At 68.2% G+C, this 11,574-nt stretch carries 14 protein-coding genes; 4 read left to right on the forward strand and 10 right to left on the reverse strand.

Annotation, left to right across the window (positions count from 1 at the left end; genetic code table 11):
* Positions 1 to 9 precede the first annotated feature (9 nt).
* Positions 10 to 855 (forward strand): TOBE domain-containing protein, encoded by an 846-nt coding sequence (locus DIE17_RS28610; RefSeq protein WP_124486439.1) that lies wholly within the window; start codon positions 10 to 12, stop codon positions 853 to 855.
* Positions 856 to 1,037: 182 nt separating this feature from the next.
* On the opposite strand, the gene DIE17_RS28615 is transcribed toward DIE17_RS28610, so the two are convergent.
* From DIE17_RS28615 to DIE17_RS28630, 4 genes are all read right to left on the reverse strand, one after another.
* The gene (locus tag DIE17_RS28615) at positions 1,038 to 1,739 is read right to left on the reverse strand and encodes a sulfate/molybdate ABC transporter ATP-binding protein (protein WP_124486438.1); all 702 of its coding nucleotides are present in this window, start codon (positions 1,737 to 1,739) and stop codon (positions 1,038 to 1,040) included.
* A gap of 106 nt (positions 1,740 to 1,845) precedes the next feature.
* A complete protein-coding gene (modB, locus tag DIE17_RS28620) occupies positions 1,846 to 2,523 on the reverse strand; it encodes a molybdate ABC transporter permease subunit (RefSeq protein ID WP_124921428.1) in 678 nt (225 codons plus the stop codon).
* 10 nt (positions 2,524 to 2,533) lie between these two features.
* The gene (modA, locus tag DIE17_RS28625; protein WP_124486437.1) at positions 2,534 to 3,331 is read right to left on the reverse strand and encodes a molybdate ABC transporter substrate-binding protein; all 798 of its coding nucleotides are present in this window, start codon (positions 3,329 to 3,331) and stop codon (positions 2,534 to 2,536) included.
* Between the two features lie 136 nt (positions 3,332 to 3,467).
* A complete protein-coding gene (locus tag DIE17_RS28630) occupies positions 3,468 to 4,166 on the reverse strand; it encodes a phosphatase PAP2 family protein (RefSeq protein ID WP_124522656.1) in 699 nt (232 codons plus the stop codon).
* 248 nt (positions 4,167 to 4,414) lie between these two features.
* On the opposite strand from DIE17_RS28630, the gene DIE17_RS28635 reads away from it, so the two are divergent.
* Positions 4,415 to 5,509, forward strand: a complete 1,095-nt coding sequence (locus tag DIE17_RS28635; RefSeq protein WP_124486435.1) for a PHB depolymerase family esterase — start codon at positions 4,415 to 4,417, stop codon at positions 5,507 to 5,509.
* Positions 5,510 to 5,605: 96 nt separating this feature from the next.
* Entirely contained in the window at positions 5,606 to 5,782 is a 177-nt protein-coding gene (locus DIE17_RS28640) for a DUF3563 family protein (protein ID WP_006753395.1), read from the forward strand.
* Between the two features lie 108 nt (positions 5,783 to 5,890).
* Here DIE17_RS28640 and DIE17_RS28645 read toward each other — a convergent pair whose 3' ends face one another.
* The 5 genes from DIE17_RS28645 to DIE17_RS28665 form a co-directional block, all read right to left on the reverse strand.
* A complete protein-coding gene (locus DIE17_RS28645) occupies positions 5,891 to 6,310 on the reverse strand; it encodes an organic hydroperoxide resistance protein (protein ID WP_069242733.1) in 420 nt (139 codons plus the stop codon).
* A gap of 153 nt (positions 6,311 to 6,463) precedes the next feature.
* The gene (locus DIE17_RS28650; RefSeq protein ID WP_044845259.1) at positions 6,464 to 6,916 is read right to left on the reverse strand and encodes a MarR family winged helix-turn-helix transcriptional regulator; all 453 of its coding nucleotides are present in this window, start codon (positions 6,914 to 6,916) and stop codon (positions 6,464 to 6,466) included.
* 159 nt (positions 6,917 to 7,075) lie between these two features.
* Positions 7,076 to 7,885: a BPSS1780 family membrane protein gene (locus DIE17_RS28655; protein WP_124522658.1), complete on the reverse strand. Its 810-nt coding sequence runs from the start codon at positions 7,883 to 7,885 to the stop codon at positions 7,076 to 7,078.
* A complete protein-coding gene (locus tag DIE17_RS28660; RefSeq protein WP_124522660.1) occupies positions 7,876 to 8,874 on the reverse strand; it encodes a homoserine kinase in 999 nt (332 codons plus the stop codon). The genes DIE17_RS28655 and DIE17_RS28660 overlap by 10 nt, the downstream gene beginning before the upstream one ends.
* A 107-nt stretch (positions 8,875 to 8,981) precedes the next feature.
* Positions 8,982 to 9,389, reverse strand: coding sequence for a hypothetical protein (locus DIE17_RS28665; protein ID WP_044845262.1), 408 nt, complete (start codon positions 9,387 to 9,389; stop codon positions 8,982 to 8,984).
* Between the two features lie 140 nt (positions 9,390 to 9,529).
* Between DIE17_RS28665 and DIE17_RS28670 the strand changes: the two genes are divergently transcribed.
* Positions 9,530 to 11,056, forward strand: a complete 1,527-nt coding sequence (locus tag DIE17_RS28670) for an AMP nucleosidase (RefSeq protein WP_124646476.1) — start codon at positions 9,530 to 9,532, stop codon at positions 11,054 to 11,056.
* Positions 11,057 to 11,175: 119 nt separating this feature from the next.
* On the opposite strand, the gene DIE17_RS28675 is transcribed toward DIE17_RS28670, so the two are convergent.
* Positions 11,176 to 11,466: a hypothetical protein gene (locus DIE17_RS28675; protein ID WP_044845263.1), complete on the reverse strand. Its 291-nt coding sequence runs from the start codon at positions 11,464 to 11,466 to the stop codon at positions 11,176 to 11,178.
* Positions 11,467 to 11,574 lie beyond the last annotated feature (108 nt).

Below are 11,574 nucleotides of genomic sequence, written 5' to 3' on the forward strand. Positions count from 1 at the left end.
GACAGACCGATGAGCGACGCATCGCCTCCTTCCTCTTCCGCCGGGCCGCTCGAACTGGGCGGCGAACTGTGGCTGCGCGCGGGCGAGCAGACGCTCGGCGGCGCCACCCGCATCGCGCTGCTCGCGGCGATCGGCGACACCGGGTCGATCACGCGCGCGGCAAAGGCCGTCGGGCTCAGCTACAAGGCCGCGTGGGAGGCGATCGATACGATGAACAACCTGGCCGGCGAGCCGCTCGTGACGCGCTCGACGGGCGGCAAGGGCGGCGGCGGCACGACGCTGACGCCGCGCGCGACGTCGCTGATCGCCGCGTTCCGCACGATCGAGCGCGAGCATCGCCGCTTCATCGACGCCGCGAGCGCGGCGGTGTCCGGCTTCGACGTCGACTGGGCGCTGATTGGCCGGATCGGGATGAAGACGAGCGCGCGCAACCAGTGGTTCGGCAAGGTCGAGTCGATCGTGCGCGGCACGGTGAACGACGAGGTGACGCTCGTGCTGCCGGGCGGGCAGGCGATCGTCGCGGTGCTGACGCACGAAAGCGCCGACGCGCTCGGCCTGCAGCCGGGCGCGGATGCGTGCGCGCTCGTGAAGGCGTCGTGGGTCGTGCTGGCGGTCGACGACGACGGCGGAGCCGACGCGACCTTGAAGGTGTCCGCACGCAACCAGTTGCACGGGACGGTCGAAACGGTCACGGCGGGCGCGGTGAACAGCGAGGTGACGCTGGCGCTCGACGGTGGCGGGACGCTCACGGCCGTGGTCACGAACGACAGTGTCGGCGCGTTGCAACTCGACGCCGGCCGGCGGGCGATCGCGCTGTTCAAGGCATCGAGCGTGATTCTCGCGGTGACGGGCTGATCGCACGACGGCGGCGCGCGCCGTCCCTGTCGACGACCGTGGGCGGACGCGGCGAAACCGGCGCCGCCCGACATGCACGAGGCGCCGGCTTCGATCCCGTTTTCAGCTCGTTCCAGCTTCTGCCGCCCGTGCGGCTTCTCTCAGGCTCAAACGTGGCCGCGTGGGCCACCGCCTTCGCGCGATCACGTGACGCGCGTCGGCCACTCGGCGTGCGGCGTTGCGGCCTGCACGCGTCCTTCGCTCAATTGCACGACCTGGTCGCCGAACGCGGCGACGTCGTCGGGATCGTGCGAGATGAGCACCATCGGGATATCGAGCCGCGCCTGCAGTTCGGCGAGCTCGTGGCGCATGCGCTGGCGCAGCGCGCCGTCGAGCGCCGCGAACGGCTCGTCGAGCAGCAGGATGTGCGGCTGCGCGACCAGCGCGCGGGCAAGCGCGACGCGCTGTTTCTGCCCGCCCGACAACTGCGACGGGAATTGCCCGGCGAGCGTGTCGAGCTCGAACGCCTGCAGCCAGTACGCGACTTCGGGCGGCACCGCCTTCGCACGCGGGTTGCGCAGGCCCGGCGTGAGCCCGAACGCGATGTTCTGGCGCACGTTCAGGTGCGGAAACAGCGCATAGTCCTGGAACAGATACGCGACGCGGCGTGCACGGGTCGGCACGTCGATGCCGCGCGCGGAATCGAACAGCGTTTCGCCGTTCAGCGTGATCGTGCCTTCGTCGGGTGACAGCAAGCCGGCGATCGCCTGCAGCGTCATGCTCTTGCCGGCGCCGGACGGCCCGAACAGCACGACGCGCTGCGTGCCGGCCGTGAACGACACGTCGAGCGTGAAGCGGCGCTCGGCGTTCGCGTAGGTCTTGCGGATATCGACGGCGACGCTCATGCGGGCCTCCGTCGTGCCGCGCCGTGCGTGCGCGAAACCGCCCGCCCGACGGGACGGCGTGTTGCCGCGACCGGTGCGGCGCAGCGGTGCGGATGCGGCCGGCGCGTCATGTCGGCTGGCTCCGTCCGGCACGCGACGGCACGAGCCAGCCGGTCGCGAGCAGCACGAGCACGCAGGTGATCGACGTCACCAGCACGAGGAAGTTGGCCGTGCTGTCGTCGCCGGCCTGCACCGCCGCATAGATCGCGACCGACAGCGTCTGCGTGCGGCCGGGCAGGTTGCCCGCGATCATCAGCGTCGCGCCGAATTCGCCGAGCGCGCGCGCGAAGGCAAGCAGCGCGCCGGCCAGGATGCCGCGCGTGGCGAGCGGCAGCGTCACGCGGAAGAACACCGCGGCTTCGCCGAGCCCGAGCGTGCGCGCCGCGCGCTCGAGATGCGGATCGACGCTTTCGAACGCGGCGCGCGCCGACTTCAGGATCAGCGGAAACGCGACGACCATCGACGCGATCACCGCGCCCTGCCACGTGAAGACGAGTTCGATGCCGAGCGTGTCGAGCCACGCGCCGAACACGCCGTGCCGGCCGAGCAGCACGAGCAGGTAATAGCCGAGCACCGTCGGCGGCAACACGAGCGGCAGCGTCAGCAGCGAATCGACCACGTCGCGCAGCGGCGAGCGCCAGCGCGCGAGCACGAAGGCGGCGGCGACGCCGAGCACGATGTCGAGCGCGGTCGCCCAGCCGGCGACCTTCAGCGACAACAGCAGCGGTACCCAGGCGTCCTGCATCATGCTGCGCTCACTTGCCCGCGGGCTTGAAACCGAAGGTCGCCAGCACGGCCTGGCCCTGCGGCGACGCGACGAAGTCGATGAACGACTGCGCCTGCGCGGCATGGCGGCTGTCCTTGACCACCGCGATCGGATAGGTGATGGCCGTCTGCGTCGGCACGGTCAGCGCGACCTTCACGCGGCCCGGCATGATCGCCGCGTCGGTGCCGAACACGAAGCCCGCGTCGACTTCGCCGCGCGCGACGTAATCGAGGCTCTGGCGCACGTTGGCGGCCAGTACGCCCTTCGCGCTGACGGCGTCCCACACGCCTGCCGCGCGCAGCGCGCCTTCGGTGTAGCGGCCGACCGGCACCGACGCCGGGTCGCCGTACGCGATGCGCTTCACGCCGGGCGCTGCCAGGTCGTTCAGCGACGTCGGCGCGGCCGCACGGCTGTCCGCCGGCACGATCAGCACGAGCGAGTTCGCCGCGAAATCGCGGCGCGTGCCCGGCACGATGACCTTTTCGCTGACCGCGCGATCCATCGCCTTCTGGTCCGCCGAGGCGAACACGTCGGCCGGTGCACCCTTGGCGATCTGCTGCATCAACACGTCCGACGCGCCGAAGTTGAACAGCACCTTGGTGTCCGGATGTTGCTTCTGGAACGCATCGCCGACGGCCTTGAACGCGTTCGTCAGGCTCGCGGCCGCCGACACGACCAGTTCGTCGGCAGCGCAAGCCGGCGCGCTGAACGCGATGCCCGCGGCAAGCGCGGCGAGCGGCAGCAGGCGGAGCAGGGTGCGGCGAAGCGGGCGAACGGTCGAGCGCATGGTCGGGGCGTTTGAATGGTTGGAAACCGTAATCGTAATATAGGGTGGGTTATAACGCTCGACATACCGTTCATGCGATGGCGCGCATGAGGATCTTCAGACTTGAACGGCGACCGGATGACGTGCGTGCGGCCCGTCACGCGTGCAGCAGCGGCTGCGACGAATCGGTGCGCTGCAGCGACGACGGCTGCGATGCCGGCCGGTAGTTCGGATTCGCTTTCCAGCGGGCGCGGACGAACGGCCGCTCGTGCCCCGACAGCTCCAGCGCGACCTTGGTGACCCAGCGGTGCGACGGCACCGTGATGCCGTGCAGCGCGACGGTGACGAGCGCGAGGCTCGCGACGACCGCCGCCACCGACCAGCGGTGCGGTACCGCGTGCCACGAGCCGGCGATGAACGCCAGCGCGGCGATCGCGCCGACGATGCAGCCGGTGATCGATTCGGACGGCGAATGCGCGTCGAGCGCGACGCGCGACACGCCGACCGCGATGCCGGCCGCGAGCCCGAGCGCGATGCCGGCGATCCGCACCGGCGTGCGCGTGCGGATCAGCGCGAGGAAGATCGCGACGGGATAGACCGACGTCGACAGCATCGCGTGGCCGCTGAATCCCGTGAAATCCCACGCGCGGATGCCGATTCCCCAGCCGAGGAAGGCGATCTTCGTGAGCGCGACGACCCCGATCGCGGCCGCGAGCACGCCGAGCCACGCGGCCGCGCGCCGCCACGAGTAGCCGAGCGCGAGCCATACGGCGATCGTGATCGCGAGCGGCAAGGTCAGGCCGGCGCCACCGAACGCGGTGATCGTGATCCACAGGTGAGAGGGCAGGTCGAACATCGGGAGGGGAACGAGCAGGGGCGGAACGAATGCTTAAATCAACGCGCGAGCCGGGAAGAACGACTACAACGGATACAAGCGGCCAAACCCCAGTATAGCGCCGCGTGTGTTCGAGGCCCGTTTTTTGCGCCGAGGGGAACTCTCCGCGCGCAGGAAAAATCCCAGAAACAATGTTATGGTGCATTGCACAAAGTCGAATGATGCACCCCGTGTCGTATCCCTATTTTTCCTGACTGCGAGCCCGATTGATGACCAAAAGTCTGACGAAGGTATGGCTAGGCGGCATGAAACGAATGCTGTCTCCGGCCGCCAAACGCGCGGCGCGCGAGGCCCAGCGGATCGCGCGCGATACGCTCGAGGCCGCCGCATCGCCCGCCGCAACCGACCTGTCCCCGCCACGTGAGTCGCGCGTGCGTCCGCGCGCGGCCGCCTGGGCGGCCGGCGAGTGGACGCGCGGCGAGCATCCGATGGCGCCCGCGCTGGGCCGCCTGGTCCAGCAGCTCGCCTATGGCCTGTACGTCCCGCCTGGCCGCCGGCGCGGCGCGATACCGCTGGTCGTGATGCTGCACGGCTGCCAGCAATCGGTCGACGAGTTCGCGCAGGGCACCCGGATGAACCTGCTGGCCGACAAGTACGGTTTCGCGGTGTTGTATCCGGAGCAGTCGCTGCGTGCGCATGCGCACGGCTGCTGGCACTGGTATGAAGACACCGACCGCGCGGGCCGCGGCGAGGCGGATGCGGTCGCGTCGCTCGTCGATGCGCTCGTCGACGAGCACGGCTTCGATGCATCGCGCGTCTACGTCGCCGGGCTGTCTGCCGGCGCGGGCCTGGCGGCGCTGCTCGCGCTGCATCACCCGGACCGCTTCGCGGCGGTCGCGCTGCATTCGGGCCCCGCGCTCGGCGAGGCGAATTCCGGGATCAGCGCGATGGACGTGATGCGGCGCGGCCTGCGGCAGAACCCGGCTGCGGTGGTCGACACGCTGGTCGACACCGGGGCCTATCCGGGCATGCCGGTGCTGATCGTGCAGGGCGACGGCGACCATGTCGTCGCACCGAAGAATGCGGACCAGCTGACGGTGCAGTTCATGCGCCTGAACGGGCTCGCGGACAGCCGCGGCGCACTGCGCGGCGGCGAGCGGGTGGAGACGCGCGAGGCCGGCGCGCAGATCACCGACGTGCGTCGCGACGGTGAGTCGATCGTGCGGCTCTGTCACGTGAAAGGGCTCGATCATGCATGGTCGGGCGGCGACGAGGCGGTGCCGTTCCACGCGGCGGTAGGCCCCGATGCGAGCGCAATGATCTGGACCTTTTTCGAAGAGAATCGCCGCACTGTGGCGACCTGACGACGCACCTTCCGATCGACGCTGGCCAAAGGCTAGGGTTTTCCCTATAATTCGGGAAAACCCTAGTCAAAGAACCTTTGGATTGCGAGATCGACCATGTACCTGCTGAGCCACCTCTTCCTGATGCTGACCAAGAACGCTGAAAAGGCCGCGAAAGAGCGCGCCGACGCGTACCTTTCCGAAGCAACCGACATCTACGATCTCGAATTCCGCATGCGCAAGATCGATCGCGAAGCGGCGATGAACCGTCCGTTCTCGTTCGGCTCGCGTTAAGCAGCGCAGCGCGGGCCGGCATGTCAGCCGGTCCGGCGAATCACGCAAAAGGGCGTGTGCGGCAAGCAGCCGCACACGCCCTTTTTGCATTTGCCGTCGTGCGTCGCGTCAGACGACCGTCAGGCGCACCGGCACGTTGTTGCGGGTCGCGTTCGAGTACGGGCACACGTGGTGCGCCTTGTCGACCAGCGCCTGCGCATCGGCCTTGTCGAGCCCCGGCAGCGACACGCGCAGTTCGATGTCGAGCCCGAAGCCGCCTGCGTCGTTCGGGCCGATGCCCACTTCCGCGGTCACTCGCGTGTCGGCCGGCAGCGTCTGCTTGTTCTGGCCCGCGACGAATTTCATCGCGCTGAGGAAACAGGCCGAGTAACCTGCGGCAAACAGCTGTTCCGGGTTCGTGCCCTCCGCGCCCGTGCCGCCGAGTTCGCGCGGCGCGGCCAGCTTCACTTCCAGCCTGTTGTCGGCGGATACCGCGCGGCCGTCGCGGCCGCCCGTGCTCGTGGCGCTGGTCTTGTACAGAATGTTCATGGTGCAGCTCCTGTCGGAAGAATGGGAGGAAGCGGTCCGGTCGGACGGGTGTCGCCGGCCACGAGGAAAATATAGAACACAAATGATTTGTGTGCAAATGAAATTTTGAAGAAAAGGCCCGGCAGTGCCGAGCCGTTTGCGACCGCGGGTTCGTCAGCCTTCGTTGGCGGCCGACAGCGCGTGGCGCAACTGCTGGAGATCCGCGCGCAGCCTGACCAGGAACTCGGGCGTTTGCTGCATCGCGCAAAAGAGATCGGCGGGCACCGAGCGCGCCTTGTCCTTCAGCGCGCGGCCTTCCGTCGTCAAGCGCACGTTGACGATGCGCTCGTCGGTGACGCTGCGCACGCGTTCGACGTAGCCGAGCGCCTCGAGCCGCTTCAGCAGCGGCGTGACGGTGGCCGGATCGAGGTCGAGCCGGGCGGCGATGTCCTTTACGGCGATGTCGTCGCGCTCCCACAGCACGAGCATCGCCAGATATTGGGGATAGGTCAGCGACAGCTTGTCGAGCAGCGGCTTGTACGCCTTCGTCATCGCATGCGATGTCGAGTAGAGCGCGAAGCACAGTTGCTCGTCGAGCGTCTGGGGCAGCGGGGGCAGGCGGTCCATGATTCGGGCGGCGCGGCGGACGCGCTAACGATTTGTACGCAAATTATTTTGCGCGCAAAAGATTCGGTTGAACAGGGGTGGGGCGTGGCGCCGGGGATCCGCGCCGGGCCGGCCGGGAGGAGGGATGGACGGCCGGCGGCGGGCGCCGGCCGAACGGCGTCAGCGGCCGGTGGTGGGCGTCGCGGCGCCCGGTTCCTGCACGCCGAAGCAGCCGCGATAGGTCGCGTAGAACGAGCAGTACATCATCGTGACGATGAGGATCGTCACCGGCATCATGATCGTCAGCACATAGGCGCCGGCGCCGAGCGCCTGCAGCAGCAGCGACAGGCCGAACGACGTGCCGAGCGCGACGCCGAACCACAGCAGCCCGTACACGACGAATGCGCCGCGATTGCGCCAGCAGCTGACGATGCTGAAGAACAGCGCCTTGGCGGGCGGAATGTCGTGCCACGCGGTGAGCACCGGCGCGAACCAGAACAGCATCGCGACCGGCGCGTAGAGCAGCGTCGCCAGCAGCAGCGCGCCGAGCGTGCCTTGCGCGGCGAGCGTTTCCGGCGTCGGACTCGCGTCGTTCGTGGCGCCGAGCATCATCTGGAGCAGCCCGCCGCCGTCCACGAGGGACGACGCGGCGAACACCAGCACCATCAGCGCGACATAGACCACGCCGAGCACGAGCAGCCGCTGCGTCGTCGCGGTGCCGTACGAGCGGAAGCCGTCGATGAGGATCGTCGGCATCACCGGCTTGCCGGCCACCGTGTCGCGGCATGCCGCCATGAAGCCGACCGCGATGCCGGGGATGAACAGCAGCGGCAGCGCCGCGCCGATCACCGGCACCATCGACACCAGCGTGATCGCCAGCAGGTACGTGAAAAACAGCGTGATGAACGCGAGCGGGTTCCGGCGGAACAGCCAGATGCCTTGTCGGAACCAGACATAGCCCGCTTTCGCGGGCACTTCGATCAGTTGCATGCGGTATGGGTCTCGGGAAGCGCGGGCGTGTGGACGATACGCTCACGCAGGATGCGTTCGAAATGACCGGGATCGTGCGGTTTGAGCATTTCGGCCGCGCGCGGCAGGTAGAAGTCGTACAGGCGCGACACCCAGAAGCGGTACGCGCCCGCGCGCAGCATGTCGCTCCAGTGGCGGCGCTCCTCGGCCGTGAACGGCCGGACCGTCTGGTAGGCGCGCACCAGCGCATCGGCGCGCGCGACGTCGAGCACGCCCGTCGCGAGGTCGACGCACCAGTCGTTGACGGTGACCGCGACGTCGAACAGCCATTTGTCGCAGCCCGCGAAATAGAAATCGAAGAAGCCGCCGAGCCGTACCTCATGACCGGTGCCGGGCGCCGCGTGCGCGAACAGCACGTTGTCGCGGAACAGGTCGCAGTGGCACGGGCCGCCCGGCAGCGCCGCGTAGTCATCCGACGCGAAGAACGCGGCCTGGTGCGCGAGTTCGTCCTCGAGCAGCATGCGCTGCGCGTCGGAAACGAACGGGACGATCGCCGGCACGTTCTCCTGCCACCACGGCAGGCTGCGCAGGTTCGGCTGGTGACGCGCATAGTCGCGCCCCGCGAGGTGCAGGCGCGCGAGCATCTGCCCGACCTCGATGCAGTGTTCGACCCCCGGCGCGAGTTCGGCGGCGCCGTCGAGCTTCGTGACGATCGCCGCCGGCTTGCCGTGCAGCTCGCCGAAGAGTGCGCCGTCGTCGCGCGGGACCGGATCCGGCACCGGCACGCCGTGGCTCGCCAGATGGCGCATCAGGTCGAGGTAGAACGGCAGCTGTTCCGCCGTCAGCTTTTCGAAGATCGTCAGGACGTACTCGCCGCGCGTCGTCGTCAGGAAGAAGTTGCTGTTTTCGATGCCGGACGGAATGCCGCGGAACGCCAGCACGTCGCCCAGTTCGTAGTGGCGCATCCATTGCGCGAGATCGGAGTCGGAAACAGCGGTGAAAACGGCCATGCGAGATGCGTCTGGTCAGTTGTCGGCACGCGCGCGGCGTGCGGCGCGACAGGAGGTGAAGGGAATGCCGGCGCGCCGCGTCGGGACCGACGCGGCGCGGCAGGAAATCAGTAGCGCAGGTTGACCGACGGCAGGCGCGTGATCGGGACGCCCGCGTCGTGCGGCTTCGGCGACGTGTCGAGCGTCGAGCTCATCTGGTAGCGCGTGCCGAAGTTCGACTTCACGTCGATTTCGACCGGCTTGCCGCGATCGCGATACTCGGTGACCTCGGTGCCGCTCTTGCTCTTTGCGTGGAAGCTCGGCGTGCGGCGGATGTCGGCGAAGTCGACTTTCGACGTGACTTCGGCGCCCGGCCGGTTGATCTTGCGGAGATCGGGCAGGCCGGCGGCCTCGTTGGCCTCGGCCCGGGCCTGCGCGTCGGCGTCGGGCGTGCCGCCGGCGGCGTAAGCGGCGCCGGCAGCGGCAAACGTGCCCGCGAACACGGCGGCAGCGGCGACGAGAATGAGCGGCTTCATGATGAGTCTCCAGTGAACCTTCCGATTTTAGCAAATACTGCGCGCGGCCCGGCCCTCGCGTGCAAGCGGCGTGCAAGCGAGTGGCCATGAGCATGACCGGGTTCCGTGGTAATGTCGTTCGATCAGACGAGGTGATGAAAATGAAGAACGATTTGAGCCGCCGGCATCGGGTGCTGACGCCCGAGAGCCCGCCCGTCGAAGCATTCGACGATTCCGTCGCCGCCGTCGCGCGGCTGTCGGCCATCTACGACACCAACACGGGCTTCCTGCGCGATGCCTTCGCGCGTTATCGCCGCCACGAACCGATCACCGAGCACGTGCGTGCGTGCTATCCGTTCGTGCGGATTCGTACAGACGTCAACACGCACGTCGATTCGCGCCGTTCGTACGGTTTCGTCGCGGGTCCCGGCGTGTTCGAGACGACCGTCACGCGCCCCGACCTGTTCGCGAACTACTATCGCGAGCAACTGCGCCTGCTGTCGAAGAATCACCATGTGAAGATCGAGATCGGCGTGTCGTCGCAGCCTATTCCAGTTCACTTCGCGTTTCCCGAAGGCATCCACCTCGAAGGCGAGCTCGACCGCGACCGCCTGCTCGCGATGCGCGACATCTTCGACACGCCCGACCTGTCGTACCTCGACGACCGCATCGTCAACGGCACGTTCGAGCCGGCGCCCGGCGAGCCGCATCCGCTCGCGCTGTTCACCGCCGCGCGCGTCGACTTCTCGCTGCACCGGCTGCGTCACTACACGGCGACGTCGCCCACGCATTTCCAGAACTACGTGCTCTACACGAACTACCAGTTCTACATCGACGAATTCGTGAAGCTCGGCCGCACGATGATGACGGAGAGCGACGATCCCGAGGTGCGCGAGTACCGCAGCCAGTACAGCGCGTTCGTCGAGCCGGGCGACGTCATCACGTACAACGCGAACCTCGGCAGCGAGCCGGCCGAGGGCGCCGCGCCGCCGCGGCTGCCGCAGATGCCCGCGTATCACCTGAAGCGCGCGGACGGCAGCGGGATCACGATGGTCAACATCGGTGTCGGCCCGTCGAACGCGAAGACGATCACCGATCACATCGCGGTGCTGCGTCCGCACGCGTGGGTGATGCTCGGCCACTGCGCGGGCCTGCGCAACACGCAGCGCCTCGGCGACTACGTGCTCGCGCACGGTTACGTGCGCGAGGATCACGTGCTGGATGCGGACCTGCCGCTGTGGGTGCCGATCCCGGCGCTCGCCGAAGTGCAGCTCGCGCTCGAGCGCGGCGTGGCCGAGGTCACCCGTCTCGAAGGCGCCGAACTGAAGCGCGTGATGCGCACGGGCACGGTCGCGAGCGTCGACAACCGCAACTGGGAGCTGCGCGATCACCGTGAACCCGTGCAGCGGCTGTCGCAGAGCCGCGCGATCGCGCTCGACATGGAAAGCGCGACGATCGCCGCGAACGGGTTCCGGTTCCGCGTGCCGTACGGCACGCTGCTGTGCGTGTCCGACAAGCCGCTGCACGGCGAGCTGAAGCTGCCGGGCATGGCCGACACGTTCTATCGCGGGCAGGTCGACCAGCATCTGCAGATCGGCGTGAAGGCGATGGAGATCCTGCGCACGAACGGGCTCGACAAGCTGCATAGCCGGAAGCTGAGGAGCTTCGCGGAAGTGGCGTTTCAGTGATGTGAACGCCGCGCAAGCCGCGGGCGTAACGACAAAGGCCGCACGCGAACTTTCGTTCACGTGCGGCCTTGTTCTTTGTCCTGCAGTGCGCGAGCCCGATCGAACCCGCACTCGGATGCTCAGCACTCACCCTTCTTCGCGTGTCCCGGCGGGCAGTGGTAGCCGCCGTGACCATGATGGCGCTCGTGATCTTCCCACTCGCGGCGTTCCCAGTAGCGGCGGCCGTCCCAGTAACGATCGCCGTGCCAGCCGACGATGACCGCGGGAGCCGGTGCGACCACGACAGGCGCGGGCGCGACGACGACCGGCGCGGGCGTGCCGATGTTGACGTCGACGTTGACGGCGTGGGCGAGGCCGGACAGCGAAACACCGAGGCCGGCGAAGGCGAGGGCGATCAGCGAACGTTTCATGTTGTTTTCCGTGATGTCGTTGTCAAAAGGCCGGCGCGACGCGATGGACGCGAGGGGGGATCGTTCCACCGGGGGGACGCCACGCCGACAAGAGGCAGTGTGCGGGCG

The sequence above is a fragment of the Burkholderia sp. Bp9099 genome (assembly GCF_003857805.1).
GTDB lineage: Bacteria > Pseudomonadota > Gammaproteobacteria > Burkholderiales > Burkholderiaceae > Burkholderia.

Coding starts and splice junctions, on each gene's coding strand:
- DIE17_RS28615 (WP_124486438.1), bottom strand. CDS start 1,739: ATGAGCGTCGCCGTCGATATCCGCAAGACCTACGCGAACGCCGAGCGC.
- DIE17_RS28640 (WP_006753395.1), top strand. CDS start 5,606: ATGTACCTGCTGAGCCACCTCTTCCTGATGCTGACCAAGAACGCTGAA.
- DIE17_RS28645 (WP_069242733.1), bottom strand. CDS start 6,310: ATGAACATTCTGTACAAGACCAGCGCCACGAGCACGGGCGGCCGCGAC.
- DIE17_RS28650 (WP_044845259.1), bottom strand. CDS start 6,916: ATGGACCGCCTGCCCCCGCTGCCCCAGACGCTCGACGAGCAACTGTGC.
- DIE17_RS28670 (WP_124646476.1), top strand. CDS start 9,530: ATGAAGAACGATTTGAGCCGCCGGCATCGGGTGCTGACGCCCGAGAGC.
- DIE17_RS28630 (WP_124522656.1), bottom strand. CDS start 4,166: ATGTTCGACCTGCCCTCTCACCTGTGGATCACGATCACCGCGTTCGGT.
- modB (WP_124921428.1), bottom strand. CDS start 2,523: ATGCAGGACGCCTGGGTACCGCTGCTGTTGTCGCTGAAGGTCGCCGGC.
- DIE17_RS28660 (WP_124522660.1), bottom strand. CDS start 8,874: ATGGCCGTTTTCACCGCTGTTTCCGACTCCGATCTCGCGCAATGGATG.
- DIE17_RS28635 (WP_124486435.1), top strand. CDS start 4,415: ATGACCAAAAGTCTGACGAAGGTATGGCTAGGCGGCATGAAACGAATG.
- DIE17_RS28665 (WP_044845262.1), bottom strand. CDS start 9,389: ATGAAGCCGCTCATTCTCGTCGCCGCTGCCGCCGTGTTCGCGGGCACG.
- DIE17_RS28675 (WP_044845263.1), bottom strand. CDS start 11,466: ATGAAACGTTCGCTGATCGCCCTCGCCTTCGCCGGCCTCGGTGTTTCG.
- modA (WP_124486437.1), bottom strand. CDS start 3,331: ATGCGCTCGACCGTTCGCCCGCTTCGCCGCACCCTGCTCCGCCTGCTG.
- DIE17_RS28655 (WP_124522658.1), bottom strand. CDS start 7,885: ATGCAACTGATCGAAGTGCCCGCGAAAGCGGGCTATGTCTGGTTCCGA.
- DIE17_RS28610 (WP_124486439.1), top strand. CDS start 10: ATGAGCGACGCATCGCCTCCTTCCTCTTCCGCCGGGCCGCTCGAACTG.